Origin of the sequence: Kribbella sp. NPDC049174 (genome assembly GCF_043197365.1) — a bacterium.
Taxonomy (GTDB): Bacteria; Actinomycetota; Actinomycetes; order Propionibacteriales; family Kribbellaceae; genus Kribbella.
In genome coordinates this window covers 111,890-137,883 of record NZ_JBICSZ010000001.1, presented here as the reverse complement: position 1 = coordinate 137,883, position 25,994 = coordinate 111,890, and the positions used below count along the sequence as shown (strand labels likewise).

General features: G+C 68.0%; 21 protein-coding genes. 11 read left to right on the top strand and 10 right to left on the bottom strand.

Going from position 1 to position 25,994, the window contains the following annotated elements; translation table 11 throughout:
* Window positions 1-18 precede the first annotated feature (18 nt).
* A complete protein-coding gene (locus ACGFIF_RS00645) occupies window positions 19-1,773 on the top strand; it encodes a glycoside hydrolase family 9 protein (RefSeq protein WP_393149878.1) in 1,755 nt (584 codons plus the stop codon).
* Window positions 1,774-1,846: 73 nt separating this feature from the next.
* Window positions 1,847-3,976, top strand: a complete 2,130-nt coding sequence (locus ACGFIF_RS00640) for a catalase (protein ID WP_393149876.1) — start codon at window positions 1,847-1,849, stop codon at window positions 3,974-3,976.
* Here the strand turns inward: ACGFIF_RS00640 and ACGFIF_RS00635 are convergent.
* Window positions 3,911-4,882: an aldo/keto reductase gene (locus ACGFIF_RS00635; RefSeq protein WP_393149874.1), complete on the bottom strand. Its 972-nt coding sequence runs from the start codon at window positions 4,880-4,882 to the stop codon at window positions 3,911-3,913. The two genes, ACGFIF_RS00640 and ACGFIF_RS00635, sit on opposite strands and share 66 nt — an antisense overlap.
* A 130-nt stretch (window positions 4,883-5,012) precedes the next feature.
* Here ACGFIF_RS00635 and ACGFIF_RS00630 point away from each other — a divergent pair, with 130 nt between their 5' ends.
* From ACGFIF_RS00630 to ACGFIF_RS00620, 3 genes are read left to right on the top strand one after another with little or no spacing between them, the layout of a single operon-like run.
* Window positions 5,013-5,873: a fumarylacetoacetate hydrolase family protein gene (locus tag ACGFIF_RS00630; RefSeq protein WP_393149872.1), complete on the top strand. Its 861-nt coding sequence runs from the start codon at window positions 5,013-5,015 to the stop codon at window positions 5,871-5,873.
* Window positions 5,870-6,631 carry an SDR family NAD(P)-dependent oxidoreductase gene (locus ACGFIF_RS00625; protein WP_393149870.1) on the top strand — a complete coding sequence of 254 codons (762 nt, stop codon included), beginning with the start codon at window positions 5,870-5,872 and terminating at the stop codon, window positions 6,629-6,631. Before ACGFIF_RS00630 ends, ACGFIF_RS00625 begins: the two co-directional genes overlap by 4 nt.
* 19 nt (window positions 6,632-6,650) lie before the next feature.
* Window positions 6,651-7,325 carry a FadR/GntR family transcriptional regulator gene (locus tag ACGFIF_RS00620; protein WP_393149868.1) on the top strand — a complete coding sequence of 225 codons (675 nt, stop codon included), beginning with the start codon at window positions 6,651-6,653 and terminating at the stop codon, window positions 7,323-7,325.
* Between the two features lie 33 nt (window positions 7,326-7,358).
* On the opposite strand, the gene ACGFIF_RS00615 is transcribed toward ACGFIF_RS00620, so the two are convergent.
* Genes ACGFIF_RS00615 through ACGFIF_RS00575 form a run of 9 tightly spaced genes read right to left on the bottom strand, consistent with a single transcriptional unit; the run spans window position 7,359 to window position 16,568 of the window.
* Window positions 7,359-8,138 carry an enoyl-CoA hydratase/isomerase family protein gene (locus ACGFIF_RS00615; RefSeq protein ID WP_393149866.1) on the bottom strand — a complete coding sequence of 260 codons (780 nt, stop codon included), beginning with the start codon at window positions 8,136-8,138 and terminating at the stop codon, window positions 7,359-7,361.
* The gene (locus ACGFIF_RS00610) at window positions 8,135-9,226 is read right to left on the bottom strand and encodes a hypothetical protein (RefSeq protein ID WP_393149864.1); all 1,092 of its coding nucleotides are present in this window, start codon (window positions 9,224-9,226) and stop codon (window positions 8,135-8,137) included. Before ACGFIF_RS00610 ends, ACGFIF_RS00615 begins: the two co-directional genes overlap by 4 nt.
* Window positions 9,226-10,440, bottom strand: a complete 1,215-nt coding sequence (locus tag ACGFIF_RS00605; RefSeq protein WP_393149862.1) for a CaiB/BaiF CoA transferase family protein — start codon at window positions 10,438-10,440, stop codon at window positions 9,226-9,228. The genes ACGFIF_RS00610 and ACGFIF_RS00605 overlap by 1 nt, the downstream gene beginning before the upstream one ends.
* A 19-nt stretch (window positions 10,441-10,459) precedes the next feature.
* Window positions 10,460-11,584: an aldose 1-epimerase family protein gene (locus tag ACGFIF_RS00600; RefSeq protein WP_393149860.1), complete on the bottom strand. Its 1,125-nt coding sequence runs from the start codon at window positions 11,582-11,584 to the stop codon at window positions 10,460-10,462.
* Window positions 11,581-12,321 carry an SDR family NAD(P)-dependent oxidoreductase gene (locus ACGFIF_RS00595; protein ID WP_393149858.1) on the bottom strand — a complete coding sequence of 247 codons (741 nt, stop codon included), beginning with the start codon at window positions 12,319-12,321 and terminating at the stop codon, window positions 11,581-11,583. The genes ACGFIF_RS00600 and ACGFIF_RS00595 overlap by 4 nt, the downstream gene beginning before the upstream one ends.
* Window positions 12,318-13,481, bottom strand: coding sequence for a mandelate racemase/muconate lactonizing enzyme family protein (locus ACGFIF_RS00590; RefSeq protein ID WP_393149856.1), 1,164 nt, complete (start codon window positions 13,479-13,481; stop codon window positions 12,318-12,320). Before ACGFIF_RS00590 ends, ACGFIF_RS00595 begins: the two co-directional genes overlap by 4 nt.
* Window positions 13,482-13,485: 4 nt before the next feature.
* Complete coding sequence (locus ACGFIF_RS00585) at window positions 13,486-14,313, bottom strand: carbohydrate ABC transporter permease (RefSeq protein ID WP_393149854.1); 828 nt, start codon at window positions 14,311-14,313, stop codon at window positions 13,486-13,488.
* Between the two features lie 3 nt (window positions 14,314-14,316).
* Window positions 14,317-15,231 (bottom strand): carbohydrate ABC transporter permease, encoded by a 915-nt coding sequence (locus ACGFIF_RS00580; RefSeq protein ID WP_393149852.1) that lies wholly within the window; start codon window positions 15,229-15,231, stop codon window positions 14,317-14,319.
* A 20-nt stretch (window positions 15,232-15,251) separates the two neighbouring features.
* Entirely contained in the window at window positions 15,252-16,568 is a 1,317-nt protein-coding gene (locus ACGFIF_RS00575) for an ABC transporter substrate-binding protein (RefSeq protein ID WP_393149850.1), read from the bottom strand.
* 136 nt (window positions 16,569-16,704) lie between these two features.
* Between ACGFIF_RS00575 and ACGFIF_RS00570 the strand changes: the two genes are divergently transcribed.
* The 6 genes from ACGFIF_RS00570 (at window position 16,705) to ACGFIF_RS00545 (ending at window position 25,987) form a co-directional block, all read left to right on the top strand.
* Window positions 16,705-17,460 carry a FadR/GntR family transcriptional regulator gene (locus ACGFIF_RS00570; RefSeq protein ID WP_393149848.1) on the top strand — a complete coding sequence of 252 codons (756 nt, stop codon included), beginning with the start codon at window positions 16,705-16,707 and terminating at the stop codon, window positions 17,458-17,460.
* A 109-nt stretch (window positions 17,461-17,569) separates the two neighbouring features.
* Window positions 17,570-19,585 (top strand): right-handed parallel beta-helix repeat-containing protein, encoded by a 2,016-nt coding sequence (locus tag ACGFIF_RS00565; RefSeq protein ID WP_393149846.1) that lies wholly within the window; start codon window positions 17,570-17,572, stop codon window positions 19,583-19,585.
* Window positions 19,586-20,054: 469 nt separating this feature from the next.
* A complete protein-coding gene (locus ACGFIF_RS00560; RefSeq protein WP_393149844.1) occupies window positions 20,055-20,882 on the top strand; it encodes a universal stress protein in 828 nt (275 codons plus the stop codon).
* A 97-nt stretch (window positions 20,883-20,979) separates the two neighbouring features.
* Entirely contained in the window at window positions 20,980-23,862 is a 2,883-nt protein-coding gene (locus tag ACGFIF_RS00555; RefSeq protein WP_393149842.1) for a Na+/H+ antiporter subunit A, read from the top strand.
* Complete coding sequence (locus ACGFIF_RS00550; protein WP_393149840.1) at window positions 23,859-24,308, top strand: Na(+)/H(+) antiporter subunit C; 450 nt, start codon at window positions 23,859-23,861, stop codon at window positions 24,306-24,308. Before ACGFIF_RS00555 ends, ACGFIF_RS00550 begins: the two co-directional genes overlap by 4 nt.
* Window positions 24,305-25,987, top strand: coding sequence for a Na+/H+ antiporter subunit D (locus ACGFIF_RS00545; RefSeq protein WP_393149838.1), 1,683 nt, complete (start codon window positions 24,305-24,307; stop codon window positions 25,985-25,987). Before ACGFIF_RS00550 ends, ACGFIF_RS00545 begins: the two co-directional genes overlap by 4 nt.
* Window positions 25,988-25,994 lie beyond the last annotated feature (7 nt).

Here is a 25,994-nt window from a genome sequence, read left to right as displayed (position 1 = left end):
TGAAAGGGCAGTGCCGACGTGAGATCGCGGGATGAGAAGACGCCGGGGGTTCTGGTCTCGCACCTCGGGTATGGGGGTACGGCCGGGAGTGCTGTGGTTGCCGTTGTGGCCAATCGGCCGTTGAGCGCTGAGCTCGTGGGGCCTGGTGGGGCTGTGGAGTTGCGGGTGGGGGTGGTGGAGCGGGTGGTGGGGTGGACGGGTGGGCCGTATGTGCGGATTTCGTTGCCGGAGGGACTTGGTCCTGGGCGGTACGTGGTCCGGGTCAGGGGTGATGGGGTCGAGTTGTGCTCTGAGGAGTTCGAGGTTGGGGCGGAGCGGCTTCAGCGGCAGGCGATGTCCGACGTACTCGCGTATTTCAAGGCGATGCGGTCCAGTGGGGAGATCGACCGGAAGGATCGGGCCGCGAGGTTGTGGGACGACTCATCCGGGGCGACTGTCGACGCGCGGGGTGGGTGGCTGGACGCGAGTGGTGATACCAGCAAGTTCCTGTCTCATCTGACCTATACCTCGACGATGAGTCCGCAGCAGATTCCCTTGTGTGCCTGGGCGATGCTCGCTGCTCGCGATCAACTCGTCGCGCACCACCCATCGCTCGTGCCGGTTCTGGGGGCGCGGCTGCGGAACGAGGCGTTGTGGGGAGCGGACTTTCTGGTCCGCTTTCGCTCCCCGGAGGGCTACTTCTACACGGGGATCTTCGACGCACTGACCAAGCAGCTGGACGAGCGCGTGATCACCGCTCCGCTGCAGGACAGCGTCCGGACCAGCCGGTACCAGGCCGGGTATCGGCAGGGTGGTGGGATGGCGATCGCCGCGCTGGCCCGGGCCTCCACGGTGGATGATGACGGCGACTACACCCGGGCCGAGTACCTCGCGGCGGCGCGGGATGGTTTCGCTCATCTGGAGGAGCACAACCTCGCCTACCTGTTCGATGGCACGGAATCGATCATCGACGACTACACGGCCCTACTGGCCGCCACCGAACTCGCCGCCGCCGGGGTGGCAGCCGATGCGCTCGCCGCCGATGCGGCTGGCGGCGCCGATGCGGTCGACGACGTCGCGCGGGAGGCCGCACGTCGGCGGGCCAGGTCGCTGGTCGAGCGATACACCCGCCCCACCGACGGACCAGGCTGGTTCCGCGCCGACGACCTCGGCCGCCCCTTCTTCCACGCTGCCGAACCCGGCCTGCCCATGCTCGCCCTCCTGCGGTACGCCGAGGTCTTCCCCGACACCCCCGAGGCGAGCACCGCGCGCGACACAGCCGTCCGGGCGATGCTCGACATCCTCGACCGTACGGCGTCCGTCCCCAACCCGTTCGGCTACCCACGGACCCTCGTCCAGCCGCTCGGCGAATCCCCGCGCGAAGCGTTCTTCTTCCCCCACGCCAACGAAACAGGCTACTGGTGGCAGGGCGAGAACGCTGGCATCGCCTCCCTGTCAGCCGCGGCCAGCACCTGCGCCCAGCTGGGCGCGCTAGCCACCGACGACCGAGCCCGCCTCCACACCTTCGCCACCAACCAACTCTCCTGGATCGTCGGCTGCAACCCGTTCGACACCTGCATGCTCCAGGGCCGCGGCCGCAACAACGCCGACTATTCCTCCGACTTCCCCAACCTCCCTGGCGGAATCCTCAACGGCATAACCTCCGGCTACACCGACGAGCAAGACATCGCCTTCCTCCCACCAGACGCCCCCGACGGTGACTCGTGGCGCTGGTCCGAACAGTGGATCCCCCACACCGCTTGGTTCCTCCTGGCCACCGCCACGGCTCCCTGACAGCAGACCGCGGGCAGTTCGGAGGTGTGGTCGCGGGTACCGGGAGCCGACCGCATCGCTCATGAGGAGTCCCATGCCCCCGAAACGCAAAGCCTCCAGTGCCCCGCGCCGATCGACCGCAGCGCCGGCAACCCCCGCGAAGCGTCCCGAGGAGCACCCGGTTGACGTTGCCGAGGGCCGGCTCCAGACGAGTTCGCTGCTCACCACGGCGCAAGGCGTCCGGCTGCCGGACACCGATCACTCGCTGAAGGCCGGCCCGCGCGGCCCGAGCCTGATGGACGACTTCCATCTGCGGGAGAAGATCACGCACTTCGACCACGAGCGGATCCCGGAGCGGGTGGTGCACGCCCGCGGCGCGGCCGCTCATGGCACCTTCACCGCCTACGGCAACGCCGGTTCCGCCACCAAGGCCGGTTTCCTGCAGCGTGGCCGGGAGACGCCTGTGTTCGTCCGGTTCTCCACCGTGCTCGGTTCCCGCGGATCGGCCGACACCGTCCGCGACGTGCGCGGATTCGCGGTGAAGTTCTACACCGACGAGGGCAATTTCGACCTGGTCGGCAACAACATGCCGGTCTTCTTCATCCAGGACGGGATCAAGTTCCCCGACATCATCCACGCGGGCAAGCCGCATCCGGACCGCGAGATCCCGCAGGCGCAGACCGCCCACGACACCTTCTGGGACTTCGTCTCGCTGCACACCGAAGCGACGCACCACGTGATGTGGGCGATGTCCGACCGCGGTATCCCGCGTTCGTTCCGCACGATGGAGGGTTTCGGCGTCCACACGTTCAGGCTCCTGAACGCCAAGGGGGAGACGTGTCTGGTCAAGGTCCACTGGAAGCCGGTGGCCGGCATCCACTCGCTGGTCTGGGAGGAGGCGCAACTCGCCGCCGGGACCGATCCCGACTTCCACCGGCGCGACCTGGCCGACGGCATCGAGGCGGGCGCACCACTGGAGTTCGAGCTGGGACTGCAGATCATGCCCGACTCCGCCGACCAGACCTTCGAGGGCATCGATCTGCTCGACCCGACGAAGATCGTGCCGGAGGAGCTCTGCGAGGTTCAACTGGTCGGCAAGCTCACCCTCGACCGGAACCCGACGAACTACTTCGCCGAGACCGAGCAGGTCGCCTTCCACACCGGCAACCTGGTGCCCGGGATCGAGGTGACCGACGACCCACTGATGCAGGCGCGCCTGTTCTCCTACCTCGACACCCAACTCACCCGCCTCGGCGGTCCGAACTTCACTCAGTTGCCGATCAACTGCCCGCATGCCGCAGTGAACGACAACCTCCGCGACGGGATGCACCAGACCGCGGTCCACCGTGGCGTCGCGCCGTACCTGCCGAACAGTCTCGGCGGTGAGGGCGAGCCTGTCGTCGCCGAGCCGGACGAGGGAGCGTTCGTCCATGTCCCCCGCGAGGTCAGCGGGGTCAAGGTACGGGCGAACCCGGTATCGTTCTCCGATCATTTCTCGCAGGCCACGCTGTTCTGGGCGAGCATGACGGACGTCGAACGCCTCCACATCATCGAGGCCTTCACCTTCGAGCTGAGCAAGTGCTACGAGCAGCCGATCCGCGAACGGATGCTCGGCGTCCTCGCCAACGTCGACGCCGGCCTGTGCGCGGCCGTAGCCGCCGGACTCGGCCTGCCGGCGCCGAACGGCACACTGGTCACCGATGCCGTCCCGTCCCCCGCGCTGTCCCAGATCGCCACCACTCCCGGCCCGATCGCCGGCCGCGTGATCGGGGTCGTGGCAGCCAACGGCTCCGACCTCGCCGGCATCAACAAGCTCCGTCGAGCCGTCGAAGCCCAAGGCGCAGTACTGCGTCTCCTCGCTCCGTCCGGTGGCACGATCAAACGCGGTCGCTCGACGCAGACCGCCGACCGCACCTTCCTGACCAGCCGTTCGATCGAGTACGACGCTGTGGTCGTTGCCGCAGGCACCCCGTCCCTGACGCACCCCAAACTGACGGTCCTGTTCGACGAACTCTTCAGGCACTGCAAGGTGATCGGCGCCTGGGGCGACGGCGACCAGGTCCTCGTGGCCGCCGGAATCGACACCAAGGCACCAGGCATCCTCCTCGCCGAAGAGGTCGCCAAGTCCTACACAACCGACCTCTTCGCCGCCGTCGGCCTACACCGCACCTGGGACCGCATGGAACACCAACTTGCGGGCCGCGAGGTCCTGCCACAGCGCTGACGGGACTCGCGTTTCGAGACGATCGACGTTCTGGCGGACCTGGTCGGGGGTGGCGGCGCCGACGACGACGGAGCTGACTCGGGGGTCGAGGAGCGGGTAGTGGAGCGCGGCGGTGGGGAGTTCGACACCGTGCTGCGTACAGACCTCGTCGATCTCGAGCGCGCGGCCGAGAACGTCGTCCGGGACGTCGCCGTAGTCGTAGGTGGCGTCCCGGCTGGGTTTGCGGGCCAGGAGTCCACTGTTGAAGACGGCCGCCGCGACGATCCGCGTGCCGTGCCGATCGCACGCCTCGAGCACTTCCGGTACGACGCTCTGGTCGAGCAAGGTGTAGCGGTTGGCCACCATCAGTACGTCGGCAAGCCCGGTCCGGACCGTCGCCAGTAAGGCGTCCACACCGAGGGAACCGGTGCCGACGGCCGCGACGACGCCCTCGGCGCGCAACGTAGCGAGAGCGCACATCGCCGTCTCGGTGGCACCGGGGATGCCCGACAGTTCGGGATCGTGCACGTAGAGGATGTCGACCCGGTCCAGGCCCATCCGGGTGAGCGATTCCTCGACGCTCGCCCGGACCCCGGCGGCCGAGTAGTCGAGCTCACGACGCCACCGTGCCGGTACGGCGAATCCGGTGTCGTCCAGCGAGATCCCGTCCCAAGCGGGGTTCTCCCGCAGCAGCCGGCCGACCTTCGTCGACACGACGTACTCGTCCCGCGGCTTGGTCGAGAGGAACCGGCCCAGGCGTTTCTCGGACAAGCCCAGGCCGTAGTGCGGCGCCGTGTCGAAGTGCCGGACGCCGGCCTCCCAGGCCGCCTCGAGGACCGCGGCGGCCTCGTCATCGGAGAACCGGCGGAAGAGATTACCGAGCGGTGCGCAACCGAGTCCGAAGCGCGGCACGTCACTCAACTGCATCGACTGCTCCAGGGTGTCTGATGGGTGGAATGAGGCTAGACATCACATGTTTGAGGTGTCAATCTGACCCAGATGGCACCAAACGTGCCGATGAAGCCTTGAAAGATACGATCTCTGTGGAGGTAGTCCGATGATGTTCGCCCGCCTGGGTCCGGTCGGCGCGGAGGTGCCCGTCGTCGTGGCCGACGACGGCGTCCGCAGCCTTGCCGGGCTGACCGACGACATCGACGCGCGGTTCTGGGAGTCGGACGGCCCGGCCCGCGTGGCAGCAGCGCTCGCGGCGGGTGACCTGCCGATCGTCGAGGACGCCGGCAGCCGGCGGATCGGCGCTCCGATCGCCAGGCCCGGCGCGATCGTCTGCATCGGCATGAACTACGCCGCCCACGCCGCCGAGTCGGGCGCCGAGCCGCCGACCAGCCCGGTCATCTTCTTCAAGGCGCCGAACACGCTCGCCGGTCCGAACGACGCGGTGACGATCCCTCGCGGCAGTACGAAGACCGACTGGGAGGTCGAGCTCGGAGTGGTCATCGGCAAGCGGGCGTCGTACCTCGACTCCCCCGCGGACAGCCTGGACCACGTCGCCGGATTCGTGGTGGCCAACGACCTGTCCGAGCGGGAGTTCCAGCTCGAGGTCTCCGGCGGGCAGTGGAGCAAGGGCAAGATCGCCGCCGGGTTCAGCCCGGTCGGTCCCTGGCTCGTCACCCCCGACGACGTCGAGCACCAGAAGCTCGCCCTGCGCAGCTTCGTCAACGGTGAGCCGCGCCAGGACTCCAGCACGGCCGACCAGATCTTCGACGTCGCCACCGTGATCCACCACCTGAGCCAGTACATGGTGCTCGACCCGGGCGACCTGATCATGACCGGGACGCCGGAGGGCGTCGCGCTGTCCGGCCGGTTCCCGTACCTGCGACCCGGCGACGTGGTCGAGATCGAGATCGACGGACTGGGCCGCCAGCGTCAGGAGTACGTCGCGTTCGAGGCCGGCCGGTGACCGCCGGACCGGAGTTCGCGGATCTGGTCGCGATCGTCACCGGTGGCGGGTCGGGCATCGGCGCGGCCGTCGTCCAGGAGCTCACCGCCCGCGGTGCGCGGGTGGCGGCGATCGACCTCGATCCGTCGGACGTTCCGGCGGATGTACTGGGGATCAAGGCCGACGTGACCGACGACGAGAGTGTGCGTGCGGCGGTCCAGCAGGTCGCCGAGGCCTACGGCCGGATCGACGTGGTGGTGAACAACGCGGGCATCGGTGCGCAAGGCACCGTCGAGGACAACCCCGACGACCAGTGGCACCAGGTGTTCGACGTCAACGTGATGGGTGCGGTCCGGCTCAGCCGGGCCGCCCTCCCCTACCTGCGGCAGTCCCCGGCCGCCGCGATCGTGAACGTCGCGTCGGTCGCCGCGACCACCGGCATCCCGGAGCGGGCGCTGTACTCGACGACGAAGGGTGCTGTGCAGTCGCTGACCATCGCGATGGCCGCCGACCATCTCCGCGAAGGCATCCGGGTCAACTGCGTCAACCCCGGCACCGCCGCCACACCCTGGGTCCAGCGCCTGCTCGACGCCGCTCCGGATCCCGAGGCCGAGCGGGCCGCCCTCGACGCGCGGCAGCCGCACGGCCGGCTGGTCACGGCCGAGGAGGTGGCGCTCGCCGTCGTCTACCTGGCCGGCCCGGCGTCCGGTTCGACCGCGGGTACGGCGCTCGCCGTCGACGGCGGCATGGCTACGCTGCGACTGCGTCCGCGCACCTGAGTCCGCACAGAGGAGTCGCATGGCCCTGACCGACGTCGCGATCGAGAAGATCAAGGCGATGATCCTCGACGGCCGGCTCAAACCGGGCGACCGGCTGCCGCGCGAGGCGGACCTCGCCGAGCAGCTCGGCATCTCGCGCAGCCCGCTGCGCGAGGCGGTGAGTGTGCTGTCGATGTTGCGCATCCTCGACGTCCGCCGGGGCGACGGCACCTACGTGACCAGCCTGTCGCCCGATCTGCTGCTGGAGACGATCGGCTTCATCATCGACTTCCACCAGGACTCGAGCATCCTCGACCTGTTCGAACTGCGCCGTGCCCTCGAACCCATGGCCGCGGAGAAGGCAGCGCTCCTGATGAGCGACGACGACGTGGCCCAACTGCTCGCGCTGACCGAGGCTGTCGACGCCGACAGCCCGGTCGGCGACGTGGTGGCGAACGACCTGGAGTTCCACCACCGCATCGCCGCGGCCGCGGGCAATCCAGTGCTGTGCTCCTTCGTCGACAGCGTCGCCGGCCGGACCCAGCAGGCCCGGATCTGGCGCGGCGTCACCCAGGAGGACTCCTTCGAGCAGACACTGCGCGAGCACCGGGCGATCGCGCTGGCCATCGGCGACCGGCAACCCAGCGTCGCCGCTGCCCTCTCGCTCTCGCACGTCGCCGGCATCGAGAACTGGATCCGCCGCAACCTGTCCTGACGCAGCAGGTCCTGCCTCGACGAGCTCCTTCGTTCAGGCTCGGACGAAGCGCGGAGGACGTTTCTCGGCGAACGCCGCTCTGCCCTCAGCCGCGTCGTGGGTGGCGAAGCAGACGGTCTGGATGTCGCGCTCGTAGGCAACCGCCTGGTCGAGCGGCATGTTGTAGGCGGCCGAGAGGTTGGCCTTGGCGGTCTCGACGGCGATCGGTGCCCGGGAGGCGATCGTCGTGGCCAGTTCCAGGGCCCGAGGCAACAAATCGTCCGGCGCCAGCACCTCGCTGACCAGTCCCCAGTCGAGTGCCCGCTGTGCGTCGATCGGGTCTCCGGTCATCAGCATCAGCGCGGTGTTGCTCGGTCCGATCGACCGGGCCAGCAGCGCCGACATCCCGCCGCCGCCGATCCACCCGAGCTTGACCTCGGCGGCCGCGAAACTCGCGGTGGTGGCCGCGATCCGGATGTCACAGATCAGCGCGGTCTCGAGTCCGCCGCCGAGCGCATACCCGTTGACCGCGGCAATCACCGGCTTGCGCAGTACCTTGAGCGAGTCGCAGTAGTCCCCGCGATTCCGGAAGTCCCAAGGGGTGACGTACTTGTCGAGCTCGCGGATGTCCGAGCCGGCGCTGAACGCGCGCCCGGAGCCGGTCAGCACGACCGCACGGACGTCGTCGGCCTCGTTGCAGTACCTGGCTGCCTTGACCAGTGCGCCGGACATCTCCTCGGTGACGGCGTTCAGCTTGGCCGGCCGGTTCAAGGTGATGACGGCGACGTGTCGCTGCTGCTCGAAGAGCACGTCCTCGGTGGCAAGGTCGATCACGACGAGATCCCTTCCGCGACCTGACGGTGCAGGGTGTTGATCCGGTCCAGTCCCGCGTCGGCCGGCAAGGTGCCGGACACGACCTCACGGACCACCTCACTCGCCGCGGACTGAAACCCGACGTACCCGGCGAACCGCGGCCGGATCCAGGCCGAGCTGATCGTCCGCAGTGTGGCCCGGTAGAAGTCCGACACCGGCGCGTTGACCCGGTCCGACAACCACGCGCTCGATCGGGCCGGCTGCCCGGAGTGTGCCGGGATGAAGGACTCCTGCGCAGTTGCCGACAGCAACCAGAGCAGATGATCGGCGAGCTCCGCCGTCACCTCGCACCGTGTGCTGATCGCAAGGCCGGTGCCGCCGATCGTCGAACCTGGCCGCGACCCCGGTCGCTCGCTCGGCGCGTCGGTGAACGTCACCCGGCGATCCAGCGCGATCGAGGCATAGTTCACGTACCCGTAGACCAGCGGGCAGTGCGCCACGGTGTCGTCCGAGATCATGTCCTCGAGCAACCCGATCGGATCCAATGACAGCGAGTGCCGGGGTGCACGGGAGGTCAGCTCTGTCATCAACTCGAGTGCCCGTCGGCCGGTCCCGGTCGGCACGAACCGATCCGGCTCCTCGCCCAGGGCTACGCAGATCGATGTGAAGGTCAGGAACGCGTGCGGACCGGCCAACGACAGCGCGACCGGTGCGCGACGTGACAGCTCCAACACCTCCGACCACAGTCGCGGGGGCACGCCGACCAGGTCGACCCGGGTCGCGGCGACCTGTGTCGCGGCATCGAGCGGCCACGCCCACAGCCTGCCGTTCATCCGGTACGACGCCACACTCGGCCCCACGAAGTCCGCATCGACGAGCTCGTCGAGAGGCTGGAGGCAGTCGTGCCGGATCGCGTCGCCGAGATGCGGGTGGTCCAGCACGATGACGTCGTACTGCTCGGCCAGCTGCTCGATCGGCGTGGACTCGAAGCCGCTGAGCGGGTGCACGTCCCAGGTCAGGTCGATGCCACTATCCTTCGCCGCGGCGATCAGCGCGTCCCGGCCGCGTGGGTGATCCCAGGTCAGCCCGCGGTACGACGTACGTCCCATCACCGCACCTGATCCGGCAGCCGGGTCTCGGTGACGACCCCGGCGTCCAGCAGCTTCGCGATCTCGTCCGGCGAGAACCCGGCCTCACCGAGCAACTCGCTGCTGTGCTCGCCCACCAGCGGCGCGCCACGCTCGACGGTCGCCGGCGTCTTCTCGAAGGAGTAGGGGAAGCCCGGTGTCTTCACCCGGCCTTCGGTGGGATGGTCGTACTCCACGAAGGTGCCGTTGTGCCGGATCTGCGGATCGTTCACGAGCTGCTCGTAGTCGTAGACCGGACCGCACCAGATCCCGGCCGCGGTCAGGTCGGCCAGCCAGTCCTCGGTGGTCCGGGACAGCAGCCGGTCCGCGGTCCGGCGGAAGATCTCGTCGCGATCCGTCCAGCCGTGCACTTCGGAGTCCATGTCGAGGAAGGTGTCCTCACCGATGACGCGACCCAGGGTCGGCAGGTCCGGCATCGCCAGGGCCAGGAATCCGTCGGCGGTCTTGAAGGTCCCGTACGGCGCCCTGATGTAGACGTGAGCGTGTGGCTCGGAACCGCGCCGCTGCGGCACGCCACCGGCGGTGAACACCGACAACTCCTGCATCTGCAACGTTGTGATCGCGTCGAGCATGTTGACCTTGACCAGCTGTCCTTCACCGGTGCGCTCACGGTGCAGCAGAGCTGCGAGGACCGCCTCGAACGCCGTCGATGCGGTGACCGCGTCGACCAGGTACTGCCCGGCCGACTGTGGCGGCTCGCCGTGCCGACCGGTCGACAGCATCGCGCCGGACTTTGCCTGCAGCAACAAGTCCTGTCCGGGCAGGTTGCGGTGCGGGCCGTCCTCGCCGTACCCGGACATCGAGACGTACACCAACCGCGGATTGATCGCGGACAGGGTCGGGTAGTCGACCCCGAGCCGTTCGGCCACGCCCGGACGGTAGTTCTGCAGGAACACGTCGGCGGTCTCGACCAGGCGCAGCAGCACGTGCTTGCCCTCGGCGGACTTCAGGTCGACGGCCAGGGAGCGCTTGTTCCGGTTCAGCGAGAGGAAGGACACGTTGATGGCGTTGCCCTTCGCGCCGCCGGCGGCGGCGTGCCGTTGCCACTCGCCGGTCACGGGCTCGACCTTGACGACGTCGGCGCCCAGGTCACCAAGGCGCTGCGCGGCGAACGGGCCGGCCATCGCGATCGAGCAGTCGAGCACGCGGTACCCGTCCAGGATGCGGTGAGTCATCTGTTCCCTTCCGGAATCGTCAGTCGGGTTGGCCGGCGACGCGCCGGATGGCGTCGCGGGCGGAGCTGGTGGCGTCGATACCGTCGAGGACGCGGATCGTGGTGCGGTAGGTGCGGGACTCGCCGTGCTCGAGCCAGGTCATCGATCCGTCGTCACGCGCCGCGGCGTCCCCGGCGACGTGATGGGTCGAGGGCTCCAGGCCGACGGCGTACTGGCCGCTACGCAGGTTCTGCCACTCGAAGAAGCACGGCATCGTGGCCGCGTCCCAGGTCACCTCGATGCCGAGGGTGCTGTCACCGCGGATGAGCGCTACTCGATGCCGGCCGTCGGCGTGGGGGACCAGTCGGTGCTCGTACACCTGCTCAACGAAGCCCGGCTGCGGATCAGGCTGCACGCGGTACGACACGCCCTGTTCGGCCACGGAGTCACTGCGCCAGGTCGTCTCGGCGATCGGGGCGACGAACTCGGTGCCTGCGTCAACGATCGGCCAGCCGAAGTTCAGGTGGTACAGGAACATGTGCGGCGTCCGCTCGAAGCCCAGGTTGTCGACGACGTCGTACAACCGGAGTTCGAGCCCGTCGAAGTCGGCCTCCACGGTCCGCGTCAGCCGCAGGTGCTCCCCGAACGACGTGGCCTGGACGACCTCGCCACGAACTCGCAAGGTGCACCGGTCGCCCTCCCACACTTCACCTGCCTCGAGCAGCCTGCCAGGGATTGCGGTCAGCCGGCCGTGCAGGCCGTGCGACACGGTCTGCTTCGGCGGGTAGCGGTAGTGATCGGCATCGACCTCCGCGCCGAACAACGTGTGGTCGAGTCCGCCGGACACCAGCAGACCGTCGAGCGCTCGCAGCCAGGACAGCCCGCCCTCATCGTTGTTCTCGTGCAGGCCCGGGTGCCGGAAGCCGTTGCCGGAACGCCAGCCGACCGGTACGCCGCGGAAGCGGGCCGCGCCCAGATCCAGAGCACGGTCGACCAGCACCTCGAACTCGAGTCCGGCGGACGTCCGTACCTGGACTGCCCGCACCCCGCGCTCCACACCGTTGCTCAACTCGATCTCGCGGACACCTGCGACGCTGGCCAGGTCACCGGTCCGCTCTCGGAGCGCCGCGGCGGACAGTTGTTCCCCGAAGACGTTCAGACTCACTCCATCACCCATCCACCATCGACGTTGACCGTCTGCCCGGTGACGAACGACGCGTCCGGGCCGGTCAGGAACGACACCACCGACGCGATCTCGGCCGGCGTACCCCGGCGCTTGATCGACTGGTGGTCGAGCACGAACGCGGTGTAGGCCTCGGGATTCTCGTGGATCGTCTCCGCCTTGGTCGGGAACGCACCCGGCGAGACCGCGTTGACGCGGATGCCGTGCGGCCCGAGCTCCCGGGCGAGTGCGCGGGTGAAGGCGACCGCCGCACCCTTGGTGCTGACGTAGCTCGCCAGCTTCTCCCATCCGCCATGCCAGGTGATCGAGGCGATGTTGACGATCGCCCCGTCCTTCCGGGCGCTCATCGACCGGGCGGCGGCCTGGGCGGCGACGAAGTACGCGCGCTGGTTGACCGCGACGACGTCGTCGTACTCCTCGAGCGTGATGTCCAGGAACGGCGTCGCCGGGTAGATCGCGGCGTTGTTCACCAAGGCATGCAGCGGGCCGAGCCGGTCCTCGGCCACATCGATCGTCGCGACCAGCGCGGCGGAGTCGCGCAGGTCGACCGGCAGTACGGCGGACCGGCCGCCCGCTGCCTTCACCGCAGCCTCGGACTCGGCCAGCGTCTCACCGGGCAGGTCCAGCAGCGCGACGCCGTACCCGTCGGTCGCGAGTCGTACCGCGATGGCCCGCCCGAGAGAACCGCCTGCTCCGGTCACCACTGCGGATCTGGTCACGCTCGGTCCCCTCGGATCGCGGGTTTGCCGACCAGCCGGCGTCCGGCGCGATCGGGCCGGACATGTGGGCCGGCCTTGTCGCCCCAGTCAGCGGAGTCGCCGAGCCGCGCGATCGCTGCCTCGTCGACCGTGTACCCGAGGCCGGGCGACTCCCCCAGAACCAGGTGGCCGCCGACGATCTCCTGGTCCGCGGTCATCCCGACCGGGAACGTCAGATCCTGGATCTCGATGGAGAGATGGTTCGGTACGACGGCCGCCGCGTGGCCGAGCGGGTTGAGGTCGTACCCGACCGGGCTGATCGGCAGATCGAAGGCGTGCGCCAGCGCCGCCACCCGCAGGAAGTGCGTGATTCCCCAGACGCTTCCCGTCTGCACGATGTCCACCGCGTTGGCAGCGAGCAGCGGGCGGAACTGTTCGAGACCGGTGAGGTTCTCCCCGGTCGCGACTGCCGCCTTCACCGACTGGGTGACGAGCGCGAGTCCGTCCACGTCCCAGCGCCGTACGGGCTCCTCGACCCAGGCGAGATCGGCATGCTCCTCGATCCGCCTGATGTGCCGCACCGCTTCCTTGCGTGACCAGGACTCGTTGGCGTCGAGCATCAGCGCCGGCGCATGCCCGGTCTCGTCGCGATAGAGCTCGGTCAGCAGGTCGAGGCGACGCAGGTCCGCGGCCACGTCCAGACCACCCTTGAGCTTGACCGCGTGCAGACCGCGCTCGGCGAACTGCTTGTGCAGCCTCGTCAGGTCGTCGTCGGCCAACGGCCCGTCCAGGCCGGACGCGTACGCCGGGACGACGTGGTCACGGGCACCCAGCAGTCGCCACAACGGCTGCTCGGCGGCCCTGGCCTTCAGGTCCCACAGCGCCATGTCGAGTGCACCGATGGCGCCGAAGACCGCACCGGCGTGGCCGCGCTTGAACACCCAGGCGAGCATCCGGTCGTACAGCGCCACCACGGCCCGCGGGTCCTGCCCGTCCAGAGCCGGGAAGACGACATCGATGCCGTCGAGCGACCCGATGCCGATTCCTTCGAGACCGGCATCGGTGGTCAGGACGACGATCGGCACCGACGTCTTGCCGGAGTTCACCGCTCCGTTGACGTCGCCGATGGGACGGCCCCAGTCGTGCACCGTCGTGACAGTGCGATAACCCGTGATGCGCATGCCGCTATCCCTTGGTCGAGCCGGCGGTGACGCCGTCGGTGATCTGGCGCTGGAAGAACAGGTAGATCGCGATCACCGGCAGCGCAGCCACCAGGACGCCGCCCGCGAACAGCGGGATGTCGTCGGAGTACTGACCGCGCAACGCGGTGACTCCGACCATCAACGTGCGGTTCCCCTCCGACTGCATCACGAGCAGTGAGATCAGTACGTCGTTCCAGCAGAACAACGCGTTCAGAATGCCGACCGAGAGCAACGCCGGCCGGCCGAGCGGCAGCATGATCCGCCGGTAGACGCCGAGCGTCGTACTGCCGTCGACCCGCGCTGCCTCGACCACCTCGGCCGGGATCCGCGCGTAGAAGCTCGTCATCAGGAAGATCGTGAACGGCAGGAACTGCCCGGTGTAGGCCAGGATCAGCCCCAGGTGCGTGTCCAATAGACCGGTCTGCCCGAGCACCCGGAAGAACGGCACCATGATCACCTGGAACGGGATCATCAGCGCCCCGAGGCAGACCAGGAACAGCCACCGCCGCCCGCGGAACGTGAGCTGGCTGAACGCGAACCCGGCCATCGATCCGAGCAGCAGCAACAAGGCGACGGCGCCCGCGGTGACCACCACCGAGTTGAGCGTGTAGCGGCCCAGCCCCGAGGAGTTCCACGCCTCGGCGACGTTCACCGCGGTCAGCTGATCGGCCAGCGAGAACCGGTCGAGCACGTACTCGCGCCGCGACTTCATCGCCACGTTGATCGTGAACAGGATCGGGTAGATCGTGGCCAGCGCGAGCAGACACATCGGCACGGCGACGATCCAGCGGGAGAATCCACGTTCGCGCATCGGTCACACCTCCTTGGTGGCGCGCTTGATCAGCCGGATCTGCGCGAGCCCGACCAGCAGCATCAGGACGAACAGCACCATCGACGCGGCCGACGCCAGCGCCGGGCTGTTCATCTGGCCCTGGGTGACCCAGATGTAGAACTCGGGCAGGTACGTCGACCCGCCCGGACCGCCCGCGGTCATCACGTAGATCAGGCCGAACATCCCGGTCAGCATCCCGATCATCGTCGTGACGAAGACGAACTGGATCGTCCGGCTCAGCTCCGGGATCACCACGTGCCGGATGGTCTGGACCAGGCTCGCCCCGTCACACCGGGCCGCGTCGAGCAACGACTGGTCCAGGGTGGAGAAGCCGGCCATGAAGATGACCAGCGCCATCCCGAACGTCGCCCAGATGTGGACGCCGATGACCGAGAAGATCGCGATGTGGGAGTTGCCCAGCCAGTCCACCGGTGCGATGCCGAGCGTCCCGAGCAGCTGGTTGAGCGGACCGTCGAAGGACAGCAGGATGTTGAAGATCGCGCCGATGATGACCGGTGAGAGCACCACCGGGAAGAAGTACACGCTGCGGTAGAGCCGGTGGCCGGGCACCTTCAGGAACAGGAAGGTGGCGAGGATCCCCGGCACCGCGACCGCCACCGGCAGGGCGAGGAACAACAGTCCGACGTTCTTCAGCGCGGTCCGGAAGACCGGGTCGGCGGCCAGCGTCTGGTAGTTGCTCAGGCCAACGAACACGCCGTTGCGCGCCCCGTCCCCGGTGAGCGAGTACTGCGCACCGAGGACGAGCGGCACGATCCGCAGCCCCACGATCACCAGCAGGGCCGGTGTCACCAGCACCAGCACGGCGAGCTTGTGCTCACTGAGGTGCCACCGGCGGACAGCCGTCGTCCGCCGGGGCGCCGTGATCGCCTGTGCCATGGTCGAGTCTCCTGCCGAGCTCACTTGTCCGACGCCGCCAACTGGGTGAGGGCCGCGTCGACGGTGACGTCACCGCTGATCAACTGCTGGGACAGCCGGTGCATCAGATCGAGCGTCTTGGCCGACAGCGCGGTGTGCAGCAGCGGCTTGCTCTCGGGCAGCCACGAGACGATCTCGCCCGCGGACTTCACCTCGACCGACGAGGTGTCGACGGTCTTGTCGGCCGCGATCGCACCGGCTTTGTCGAAGAACAGCTTCTCCGCGTCCGTTCCGGCCAGGCTCTTGATCAGGTCGACGGCCAGATCGGGACTCTTGGCCCACTTCATCACGCCGTACCCGATCCCGCCCTCGGCGGGCAGGAAGGTCGACGACACGTTGGCCGGGTTCAGCACCGGCGGCTTGTAGACGCCCAGGTCGGCGCCGAGGAACTCATCGAAGTCCTTCCAGTGCGCGGTGTCGGAGATCAGGCCGATCACGTTGCCGCCCTTGCCACCGGAGAACATCGTGAACTGGTCCATGAACATGGCAGTCGAGTTGACGCCCTTGTTGTACCAGCCCTCGTCGTTGGACTTCTTCCACAGGTCGAAGATCTGCTTGACCTCGGGCGACTTCCAGTCCCGCTTGCCCGCCAGCCAGGCGTCGTACTGCGCGGGGCTGAAAACACCGGGGGCGAAGCCGGACAGGAAGAACTCGATCCCGATGCCTTCCTTGTTGCCGAGGTTGAAGCAGGCGTTGCCCGACTTCTTGATCGCCGCGCAGCCGGCCTCCAGCTCCGCGAGCGTCTTCGGCGGCGTCTCCGGGTCGAGCCCGGCCTTCTTGTAGACGGCCTTGTTGTAGTAGAAGGGGAAACCCTGCAGCGTGATCGGTACGGCGTACGTCGTACCGGCGTTCTTGAACGCGTCCCAGCCGACGAGCCGGTCCTTCAGGTCACCGGTCTTGTCGTCCAGCGGCAGCAGCGAGGTGACCCGCTCGCGCAGCTGCGCGCCCCCGTTGAACATCGCGATGTCCGGACCCTTACCGGCCTGGATCGCTGTTCCGAGCAGTGTGTAGTACTGGTCATACGGCTGCGCCACGAACTCCACTTGCACGCCCGGGTGCTTCGCCTCGAAGTCCGACTTGGCCTTGGCGTAGTACTCCTTGGTCTTCGCATCGCCGGAGTGCCAGTCCCACACGACCAGCTTCCCGGACTCCGTCGTACTGCCTGCCTGCCCTGAGCTCTGTGGTGCGGCCGCACCACAGCCGGCGGCGACGGCGAGCAGTGGCGCCAGGGCGAGCGCCGTCCAGCGTCGCCTCGATCTGCGGTTCCTCCGGTGGGCCGGAGCTGAGGCGGTCGACATGACGCCCTCCTGAAGTGGTGAGTACTGGCTTCTGGGCGTTGATTGTTAGTTGTCTGTTGTCTGTTGTCAAGGGTTTGTTGACAGCCAAGGGATGGGCGACAATCCAGTACGTCCACGAATCAGACCTGGAGGAACAGTGGCCACAGAGATCGGACAGGCAACCGTGCGGCTCGCTCCCGCGGCGGCAGCACGACGCCCGGCCCGGCTGGCCGACCTGGTGGTCGAGTCGATCGTGGACGGCGTCGTCTCCGGATCGATTCCACCCGGTGCGGCCCTGCCACCGGAGTCCGCGCTGTCCGAGCAGTTCCAGGTCAGCCGGATCACCGTCCGCGAGGCGGTCAAGCTGCTCGAGGCCAAAGGCCTGGTGGAGGTACGCCGTGGCGTCGGTGCCGTGGTCAAGGACGACTCGAACTGGAACCTGCTGGACTCCGCCGTCCTCGCCGCGGCGGTCGAGCACGACGCGAATCTGACGATCCTCGACGAGCTGGTCGGCGTCCGGATCGCGCTCGAGTCCAGCCTCGCCGGCCTGGCCGCGGCGAACGGCTCCGACGAGGATCGGGCCGCGATCGAGGCGATCTTCCACCGGCTCGAGGCCGACACCGCCCGGCCGGAGGTATTCATCCAGACCGATGTCGAGTTCCACGACCGGATCATGGCCGCGTCCGGCAACCGGCTGGCACGCTCGATCGTGAGCACGGTGCACGGGCAGGCCCGGACGAGTATGCGCTACCAGGGACACCCCAGCGTCGAGGACGTGCGCATCACCAACTCCGAACACCGGGTCGTCCTGGAGCGCATCCTCGATCGGGACGCGACCGGCGCCGCGCAGGCCATGACCGACCACATTCGCTCCGCCTGGGAGCGCCGGCGCCCGCCGGTGCCACCCGCCTGATCCACGATCGCGGCGATCTCGGCGACTGAGACCACTTGTTGACTGGTCCGTCGCCCGCTTCTAGTTTGCTCCTCACAGATGTCAGACAACAGATGACATAGGAGTGAGCATGACCCGACATCGTCCGCCCCGGGTGATCGCCGCCGCCTCCGCACTCGCGCTGGGCATCGCCGTTCTCACCACCACCGCGACCTCCGCCGCCCCCGCCCGTACCGAAGTGATCCTGGTCGTGCCCGACGGCAAGAAGCCCAAGGACCTCCGAGCCGACCACGTCGTCCGCACGCTGGACGCCGCGCAGGCACTGGTCCGTGCGAAGAACTCCAAGTCCGACGTCCGCGTGCTGCTGGCAGGCGGGACCTACGAACTGCGCAAGCCGCTGCGGTTCGACGCCCGGGACGGTGGCCGCAACGGTCATACCGTCACTTGGCAGAGCGTCCCGGGCCAGCACGCCGTCCTGTCCGGCGGGTCCAAGGTGACCGGCTGGACCCTCCACGACCCGGCCAAGAACATCTGGTCCGCCGACGTACCGGTCGGCACCAAGTCACGGCAGCTCTACGTCGACGGGCAACTCGCTCAGCGCACCCAACTGTTGGTGGCCGAGTCCAAGAAGACCCGCGGCCACCTCGTCTTCAGTCAGCGCGGCCTCACCGTCAACGATGCGGCGCTGGCCGAGCGCATCGCCGGGCTGTCGAACCCCGGCGACCTCGAGATCGAGGAGATGGGATCGTTCACGGACCGCTACTCCCCCGTCCACACGGTCGACGGCAACACCCTGGTGATGGAGCAGCCGGCCTGGGACAACAACAACTTCGGGTACGACACACTCAAGTCGCCGTACAACCGGGGCGCGGTCTATCTCAACAACGCCTACGAACTGATCTCCGGCGCGAACCAGTGGTACCTCGACTCAGCGAAGGGCAAGGTCTTCTACCGGCCCGCTGACGGACAGTCGATGACGGCGGCCGACGTACGGCTGCCCCGGCTGGAATCACTCGTCCAGGTCAGCGGCAGCTACCGGCAACCGGTGCAGAACCTTGCCTTCAGCAACCTCACCTTCGCCCACACCACCTGGAACTTCCCGAGTGGACCGAACGGGTACGTCGACCAGCAGAGCGGCGCCCACATCGTCGGCGAGTACGCCAAACCGGCCGACTTCCTGACCAGCTGTCAGGACGGCTGCCCCGAGTTCGAGAGGACCCGCAACGAGTGGCATCAGATCCCCGCCGCCGTCCAGGTGTCGGTCGCCGAGCACGTGAGCTTCGGCCGCAACCGCTTCGAGCAGCTCGGCTCGGTCGGACTGGGCCTCGGTATGGATCCGAACGCACATGCTTCCGGCGTCGGCTACGGAGTGGGCCACATCGACGTCCGCGGCAACACCTTCACCAACAGCGCCGCCTCCGGCATCGTCGTCGGCGGTGTCCAGCCGGACGCACACCACCCGCGGGACGAGCGGATGACGAACCACGACGTCACGATCACCGACAACACGATCACCGGGACCGGCAAGGAGTACCGCGACAGCGCCGGCATCCTGTCGACGTACGTGACCAGGGCAACGATCACCCACAACACCCTGACCGACCTGCCGTACGACGGCATCGACATCGGCTGGGGCTGGGGCATCAACGATCCCGGCGGCAACCTGTACTACCTGGAGGCAGGCCTGTACAACTACCAGCCGATCTACCAGACACCGACCACGTTTCGCGACAACTACGTGGCCTACAACCTGATCCACGACACCAAACAGGCCATGCACGACGGCGGCAGCATCTACACGCTCTCCTCGAGCCCCGGCACCGTGATCGAACGCAACTACGTCTACGACAGCCGGGTCACCTTCGGCGCCCTGATCGACCAGGGCACCAGGTACGTCGTGATGCGCGACAACGTCTTCCTCGGCAGCAGCCGCTGGGTCTACATCAACTCCGACGACGGCAACCCGGACACCTTCAACACCAAGGACAACCTGATCACCGGCAACTGGTGGGACGTCGGGCCTGCCCGCAATCCCGAAGGCCCTGGCTACAACAACCGGGTTGTCGACAACATTCAGGTGACCGACGGGGTCTTCCCACCTGAAGCCCAGAAGGTGATGAACGAGGCGGGCGCCCGGACGTCCTGAGCAGCACCCGTGGGGTCGCCTGACGATGAACGTGCAGGCGACCCCACGGGAATGCCACCCGATACGGCTGAGAAGTCCTGGTCCTCGCGCAGTGGAGTGCGGGCGTCAGTGGATCGCCGAACGGTAGCCGTCGGCTGCTCGGCTGAGGCTTGCTCCTTGAGTCGATGGGCCCGGGCGATGGCTCGAAGAGTGATGATGACCACCGTCAGCCCAGTCAGTATCAGAAGCACCATGTCGCTTCCGTCGAACGTCGTCATCCTGACCATTCCTCCTTCGCGTCACCGCTCGAGATTTAATCGCTACACTTGCTGTAGCGTAAATCGGCGCCGTTCTATTCCCAGGAGGCACGGGAGTCCACGCGGTCGCATCGGCAGCGGGCGCCGGCGATGGCCATCGGGTGGCTCGCCGCGGATCCGAAGTTGCGCCGGAACCTGGCAGGGCACCGGGACCTTGGACCGAGGAGAATCTGATGACAGACGTGGACACCTCACGAAGGCCCGTGGTCGTAGGGGTTGACGGTTCCGAGCACAGCCGGCGGGCGCTGGAGTGGGCAGCGGGTGAGGCACGGCTCCGCGGAGCGGTGCTGCATATCGTTCATGCGTTGCCCTTCGGGCTGTCCCCGAGCGGTGGACCGGATCTGCACGTCGATGCCGCTACACGCAGCCTCACGGAACTGGCCGCGGTGGCCCGGAGCCTGGACAGCCGGCCGCTGACCGTGACCAACGACGTCGTCGATGGGCTGCCCGTCAAGATGCTGGTCGAAGTGTCGCGGCACAGCGCGCTCGTGGTGTTGGGCAGCCGCGGCCAGGGTGGCTTCGCGAACCTACTGCTGGGATCCACCGCCGTCGAAGTGAGCGCGCGGGCCGCCTCGCCAGTCGTTGTGGTCCCGCCAGGTGCCGACGTCCTGAACCGGTCGGGCGACGTCATGGTCGGCGTCGACGGTTCCCACGACGAGCCGGCACTGGAGTTCGCCTTCTCTCGCGCGTCGCAGCGCTGGGCTCGCCTTGTCGCAATCCATGTGTGGGATCTGCCGGACGGCGAAAGGGCTGAAGAAGAGTCGGATGCGTTGCTGGCCCGCACTCTGACCCCTTGGCAGGACCGCTTTCCTGACGTGATCGTGGAGACCCGTTCGATCAGGGGGCAGGTCGTCGCCGCGCTCGTGGCGGCATCCGCGGCCCATGGCGAGGTCATCGTCGTAGGCGGAAGGGGACGATCGGTCCTCGCCGGAGCGCTCCTGGGCTCGGTGAGCCAAGGCCTGCTTCGGCACGCAGCGGTCCCGGTCGTGATCGCGCGATGACTCTGCACCTGTTGCCAGGACTGGCGTCGTCACGGCACTCACTTAGTGTGGGTCCGAAGCAGGTACGCGAATCGTTCCGGCTGTCGGAGGCGCCTAGATGCTGATCCTGGTGCTCGCCCACTTCCTGGCCGCGGCCGTGGCGCCGACAATCGTCGGCGTCCTCGGCAGGCGGGCGTTCCTGGCGCTGGCGTTGGTTCCCGCGAGCGCGTTCGTGTGGGCACTGACCTGGACTGGTCCGATTGCCGACGGCGCGGTGCGGACGGAAGTGATCTCGTGGGTCCCGACGCTGAATCTGGACCTGGCCTTCGCGCTGGGCCCCTTGCAATGGGTCATGATGCTGGTCGTCACCGGGATCGGCGCGCTCGTGCTGGTCTACTGTGCGTGGTACTTCTCCGCCGACGAGCCGGGACTGTCGGCGTTCGCCGGCCACTTCGTCGCCTTCGCCGGCGCGATGCTGGGCCTGGTCATCTCTGACGACCTGCTGGTGCTCTACGTCTTCTGGGAGCTGACCACGGTCTTCTCCTATCTGTTGATCGGCCATGACCCCACGAAACGTGCGAGCCGGACCGCCGCGATGCAGGCACTGATCGTGACCACCTTCGGCGGCCTGGCCATGCTGGTCGGCATCTTGCTGATCGGGACCGAGGCGGGCACCTTCCGGATCAGCGACGTACTCGCTGATCCCCCGGACGGCGCGGCGATCACGGTGGCCGTCGTACTGCTCCTGCTCGGTGCCATCAGCAAGTCGGCGATCTTCCCGTTCCACTTCTGGCTGCCCGGGGCGATGGCGGCGCCCACCCCGGTGAGCGCCTATCTGCACGCCGCGGCCATGGTCAAGGCCGGCGTGTATCTGGTGGCGCTGACCGCGCCGGCCTTCGCCGGCGTCCCCGGCTGGCGTGGACTGCTCCTTTCCCTCGGGCTCTTCACGATGCTCATCGGCGGCTGGCGGTCGTTGCGCCAACGGGACATCAAACTGCTGCTCGCCTATGGAACGGTCAGCCAACTCGGTTTCCTGTTGGTCATCCTGAGCGTCGGCACCCGGGCCGCAGCGCTGGCCGGTCTGGCTCTGCTGGTCGCCCACGCGCTGTTCAAGGCGGCGCTGTTCCTGGTCGTCGGAATCGTCGACCACCAAACCGGGACCCGGGATCTTCGCAAGCTTTCCGGAGTCGGCCGTTCCGCACCGGTCCTGGCAGGCGCAGCGGTGCTTGCCGGCGCCTCGATGGCCGGGTTGCCTCCGCTCGCCGGCTTCGTCGCCAAGGAAAGTGTGTACGGCGCCCTGATCGGTGTGGCGCGCCACGGCGACGGAACGGGACTCGGCGGGTTCGTCGGCTGGGTCGTGCTGATCGGCGTGGTCCTCGGGTCGGCGCTGACGGTCGCCTACACCGCGCGGTTCCTGTGGGGCACGTTCGCGACCAAGCCCGGCGTCGGCCGCACGAATGTGGCGCCGATCGACGTGGGGTTCCTGGCCGCGCCCGTTCTGCTCGCCACGCTGTCCCTCGCCCTCGGCTTCCTCAGCGGACCGCAGAACACGATGCTCGGCCTGTACGCCGACCGCTTCGTCGCCGGCCAGGACCATGCGGAACTGGCTCTCTGGCACGGGCTCGGTCTCGCGCTGGCGTTGTCGGCCGTCTCCCTGGCACTAGGACTGATCCTTTTCTGGCGGAAGGAGTCGGTCACCCGGCTCCAGACCGCGCTCGCCGGACCGTGGAGCGCCGAGCGCGGGTACGTCGGCGTGATGCGACGACTGGACCGTGTCGCGGTCGAGGTCACCGGCCTCACCCAGCGCGGCTCGGTGGCGATCTATTTGAGCGTGATCCTCCTCGTCGTCGTGCTTCTGCCGGGCTCTGCCATGCTCGCCGCGGCTGAGGGCCGGCCCGAGCTCGTCTTGTGGGACAACCCCGGGCAGTTGCTGGTGGCGGTGGTTGTCGCGATAGCCGCGGTCCTCACGACCAGGTCGCGGCGGCGTCTCAAGGCAGTCGTCTTGGTGGGTGTCACCGGCTACGGAACGGCGACGCTGTTCTTCTTGCACGGTGCGCCGGATCTCGCGCTGACCCAGGTGCTCGTCGAGACGGTCAGCCTGGTGGTGTTCGTGCTGGTGCTGCGGCGGCTGCCGGAGTACTTCACCGACCGCCCGCTGACTCGACGCCGCTACTGGAGGGTCGCGATCGGGGCGATCGTGGCAGCCACGGTGGCCGGATTCATGATCGTCTCCACCGGTGCGCGCACTGCCGTCCCGGTCTCGGCGGGCTATCCCGAGGAGGCGGTGGCGTACGGCGGAGGCCGGAACATCGTGAACGTGACCCTCGTGGACATCCGCGCGTGGGACACGATGGGTGAGATCGCCGTCCTGGTCGCCGCGGCGACGGGCGTGGCCAGCCTCGTCTTCATCGGGACGCGTACGTCGGTGATCCGCAGGGTCAGGGATCTCTCCACTCCAGACCTGAGGCAACGAGGCCGACCGGTGTGGCTGCCGGGTGGAGCGACACTCACTCCCGAGCGACGCTCGATCATCTTCGAGGTGGTCACCCGGCTGATCTTCCACACGATCGTGGTCTTCTCGATCTACCTGTTGCTGTCCGGGCACAACAACCCCGGCGGCGGGTTCGCCGCCGGTCTGGTTACCGGTCTGGCCCTGATGGTCCGGTACCTCGCCGGCGGCCGGTACGAGCTGGACGAGGCCGCGCCGGTGGATGCCGGCGCACTGATGGGACTGGGGTTGTTCGTCGCCACCGTCTCGGGCCTGGCTCCGTTGGCGTTCGGAGGCGCCGTACTGCAGAGCGCCGTGGTCGATCTGCACCTGCCCTTGCTGGGAGACGTCCACCTGGTCACCTCGGTGTTCTTCGACGTCGGCGTCTATCTGGTGGTCGCCGGCCTCATGCTCGACCTGCTGCGCAGCCTCGGCTCGGGGATCGACCGGCAGATCCTGCGAGACGAATCCGAGGAATCCGAGGAAGCGACGAAGAGTGAGGTGTCGCCGTGAGTGCGAGTCTGTCGCTGATCCTGGCCGCCGCGGCGATGATCGGCTGCGGCGTCTACCTGATACTGGAGCGAAGCCTCACCCGGGTCCTGGTCGGGCTGGTGATGCTGGGCAACGGCGTGAACCTGCTGTTCCTGATCTCCGGCGGTCCCGCCGGACGAGCCCCGATCGTGGGCCGGTCCGACCCTGCCGAGATCAGTGACCCACTCCCGCAGGCGCTCGTCCTCACCGCGATCGTGATCAGCCTCGGCACGGTCGCCTTCCTGCTCGCCATGGCCTATCGCAGCTGGCTGCTCACCGGCCACGACGACGTACAAGACGATGTCGAGGACGCGACGATCCGGCGTCTCGCCGCCGACGACGAACCGTCGGAGAGCTTCGACCTGTCCGTCGAGGACGGCTCGGACGAGGACGTCCAGGTACCAGAGGAACAGGAGCGGCCGGCATGAACGCCCTGGTTCCGCTGCCGGTCATCCTCCCGCTTCTCGGCGCGGGATTGACCCTGATCCTCAGCAGGCGGCCGGCGCTCCAGCGCGCGGTGAGCACGACGGTGCTGGCGACGGTCGTGGCGGTCGCCGCGACGCTGGTGTACCAGACCGACCGGCACGGTCCGCAGACGATCTGGATCGGCGCCTGGAAGGAGCCACTCGGCATCTCGCTCGTCGCTGACCGGCTCGCCGCGCTGATGCTGCTCGTCTCCGCTGTGGTCACGCTCGGCGTCCTGGTCTACTCGATCGGCCAGGGCATGACCGGCGACCAGCGCGACACACCACTGACGATCTACCACCCGACGTTCCTCGTTCTCGCCGCCGGCGTCTCGAACGCCTTCCTCGCCGGTGACCTGTTCAACCTGTTCGTCAGCTTCGAGATGCTGCTGTTCGCGAGCTACGTGCTCCTCACCCTCGGCGGAACCCGCGCCCGCATCCGGGCCGGGACGATCTACGTCGTGGTCAGCGTGCTGTCCTCGATGCTGTTCCTGATCTCACTCGCCGCCATCTACGCCGCCACCGGCAGTCTCAATCTGGCCCAGCTGTCCGGACGGCTCAGCGAACTTCCTCCCTCGGTCAGCCTGGTGCTCCAACTGCTGTTGCTCACCACGTTCTCGATCAAGGCAGCCGTGTTCCCGCTGTCGTTCTGGCTGCCCGACAGCTACCCGACCGCCCCGGCGCCGGTGACCGCCGTTTTCGCCGGTCTGCTCACCAAGGTCGGCGTGTACGCGATCATCCGCACGCAGACCCTGCTGTTCCCTGACAGCCCGCTCAACGATCTGCTGCTGTGGGCCGCGCTGCTGACCCTGGTGATCGGCATTCTGGGTGCGGTCGCCCAGTCCGAGTTGAAGCGGATGCTGTCGTTCACGCTGGTCAGCCACATCGGCTACATGATCTTCGGCGTCGCCCTGGGGACCGTCGCCGGCTACTCCGGCGCGATCTTCTACGTGGTGCACCACATCACCATCCAAACGGCGCTGTTCTTGGTGCTGGGGCTCGTCGAGCGACGCGCCGGCAGCACCAGCCTGATCAAACTCGGTGGACTGGCCCGCATCGCCCCGGTCCTCGCCGTGCTGTACTTCGTGCCCGCGATGAACCTGGCCGGAATCCCACCGATGTCCGGCTTCCTCGGCAAAGTGGGACTCACCGAGGCGGGCCTGAGCGTCGGGACACCGCTCGTCTACGCGGTGGTTGCCGCGGGCATGCTCACCAGCCTGCTGACCCTGTACGCCGTGGCGAAAGCCTGGAACCTGGCTTTCTGGCGCACCCCGGAACAGGCTCATCAGCTGGCTCTCGAACTGTCCGGTGCCGACGCCGCGACCTCCCGTGAGGTCGTGCGGCACAAGGCCCACGTCCATGTCGGTACGAGCACCTTCGAGGCACGTGATCTGGACGAGGCCCGCAGCATCGTCGACGAGGGCGACGGCAGCAACCAGGACCTCCACCAGCTGATCGAGGCGGGGTCGTTGCCGCAGCGGCTTCCCCGCACCATGGTCGGAGCCGCCGCCGGACTCGTCATCCTCAGCCTCGCCCTCACCCTCGTCGCCGGACCGCTGTTCGACTACACCGATCGCGCGGCGCGCGACCTCCTCGACCGCGGGATCTACATCTCGTCGGTGCTCACCCAGGGATCCCGATGAGGCCGAC

Excerpts from the sequence above, each read along its gene's own strand:
- ACGFIF_RS00565 (WP_393149846.1), top strand. The coding sequence starts at position 17,570 with ATGACCCGACATCGTCCGCCCCGGGTGATCGCCGCCGCCTCCGCACTC.
- ACGFIF_RS00640 (WP_393149876.1), top strand. The coding sequence starts at position 1,847 with ATGCCCCCGAAACGCAAAGCCTCCAGTGCCCCGCGCCGATCGACCGCA.
- ACGFIF_RS00580 (WP_393149852.1), bottom strand. The coding sequence starts at position 15,231 with ATGGCACAGGCGATCACGGCGCCCCGGCGGACGACGGCTGTCCGCCGG.
- ACGFIF_RS00555 (WP_393149842.1), top strand. The coding sequence starts at position 20,980 with ATGCTGATCCTGGTGCTCGCCCACTTCCTGGCCGCGGCCGTGGCGCCG.
- ACGFIF_RS00545 (WP_393149838.1), top strand. The coding sequence starts at position 24,305 with ATGAACGCCCTGGTTCCGCTGCCGGTCATCCTCCCGCTTCTCGGCGCG.
- ACGFIF_RS00635 (WP_393149874.1), bottom strand. The coding sequence starts at position 4,882 with ATGCAGTTGAGTGACGTGCCGCGCTTCGGACTCGGTTGCGCACCGCTC.
- ACGFIF_RS00605 (WP_393149862.1), bottom strand. The coding sequence starts at position 10,440 with ATGACTCACCGCATCCTGGACGGGTACCGCGTGCTCGACTGCTCGATC.
- ACGFIF_RS00585 (WP_393149854.1), bottom strand. The coding sequence starts at position 14,313 with ATGCGCGAACGTGGATTCTCCCGCTGGATCGTCGCCGTGCCGATGTGT.
- ACGFIF_RS00610 (WP_393149864.1), bottom strand. The coding sequence starts at position 9,226 with ATGGGACGTACGTCGTACCGCGGGCTGACCTGGGATCACCCACGCGGC.
- ACGFIF_RS00590 (WP_393149856.1), bottom strand. The coding sequence starts at position 13,481 with ATGCGCATCACGGGTTATCGCACTGTCACGACGGTGCACGACTGGGGC.
- ACGFIF_RS00630 (WP_393149872.1), top strand. The coding sequence starts at position 5,013 with ATGATGTTCGCCCGCCTGGGTCCGGTCGGCGCGGAGGTGCCCGTCGTC.
- ACGFIF_RS00575 (WP_393149850.1), bottom strand. The coding sequence starts at position 16,568 with ATGTCGACCGCCTCAGCTCCGGCCCACCGGAGGAACCGCAGATCGAGG.
- ACGFIF_RS00620 (WP_393149868.1), top strand. The coding sequence starts at position 6,651 with ATGGCCCTGACCGACGTCGCGATCGAGAAGATCAAGGCGATGATCCTC.
- ACGFIF_RS00560 (WP_393149844.1), top strand. The coding sequence starts at position 20,055 with ATGACAGACGTGGACACCTCACGAAGGCCCGTGGTCGTAGGGGTTGAC.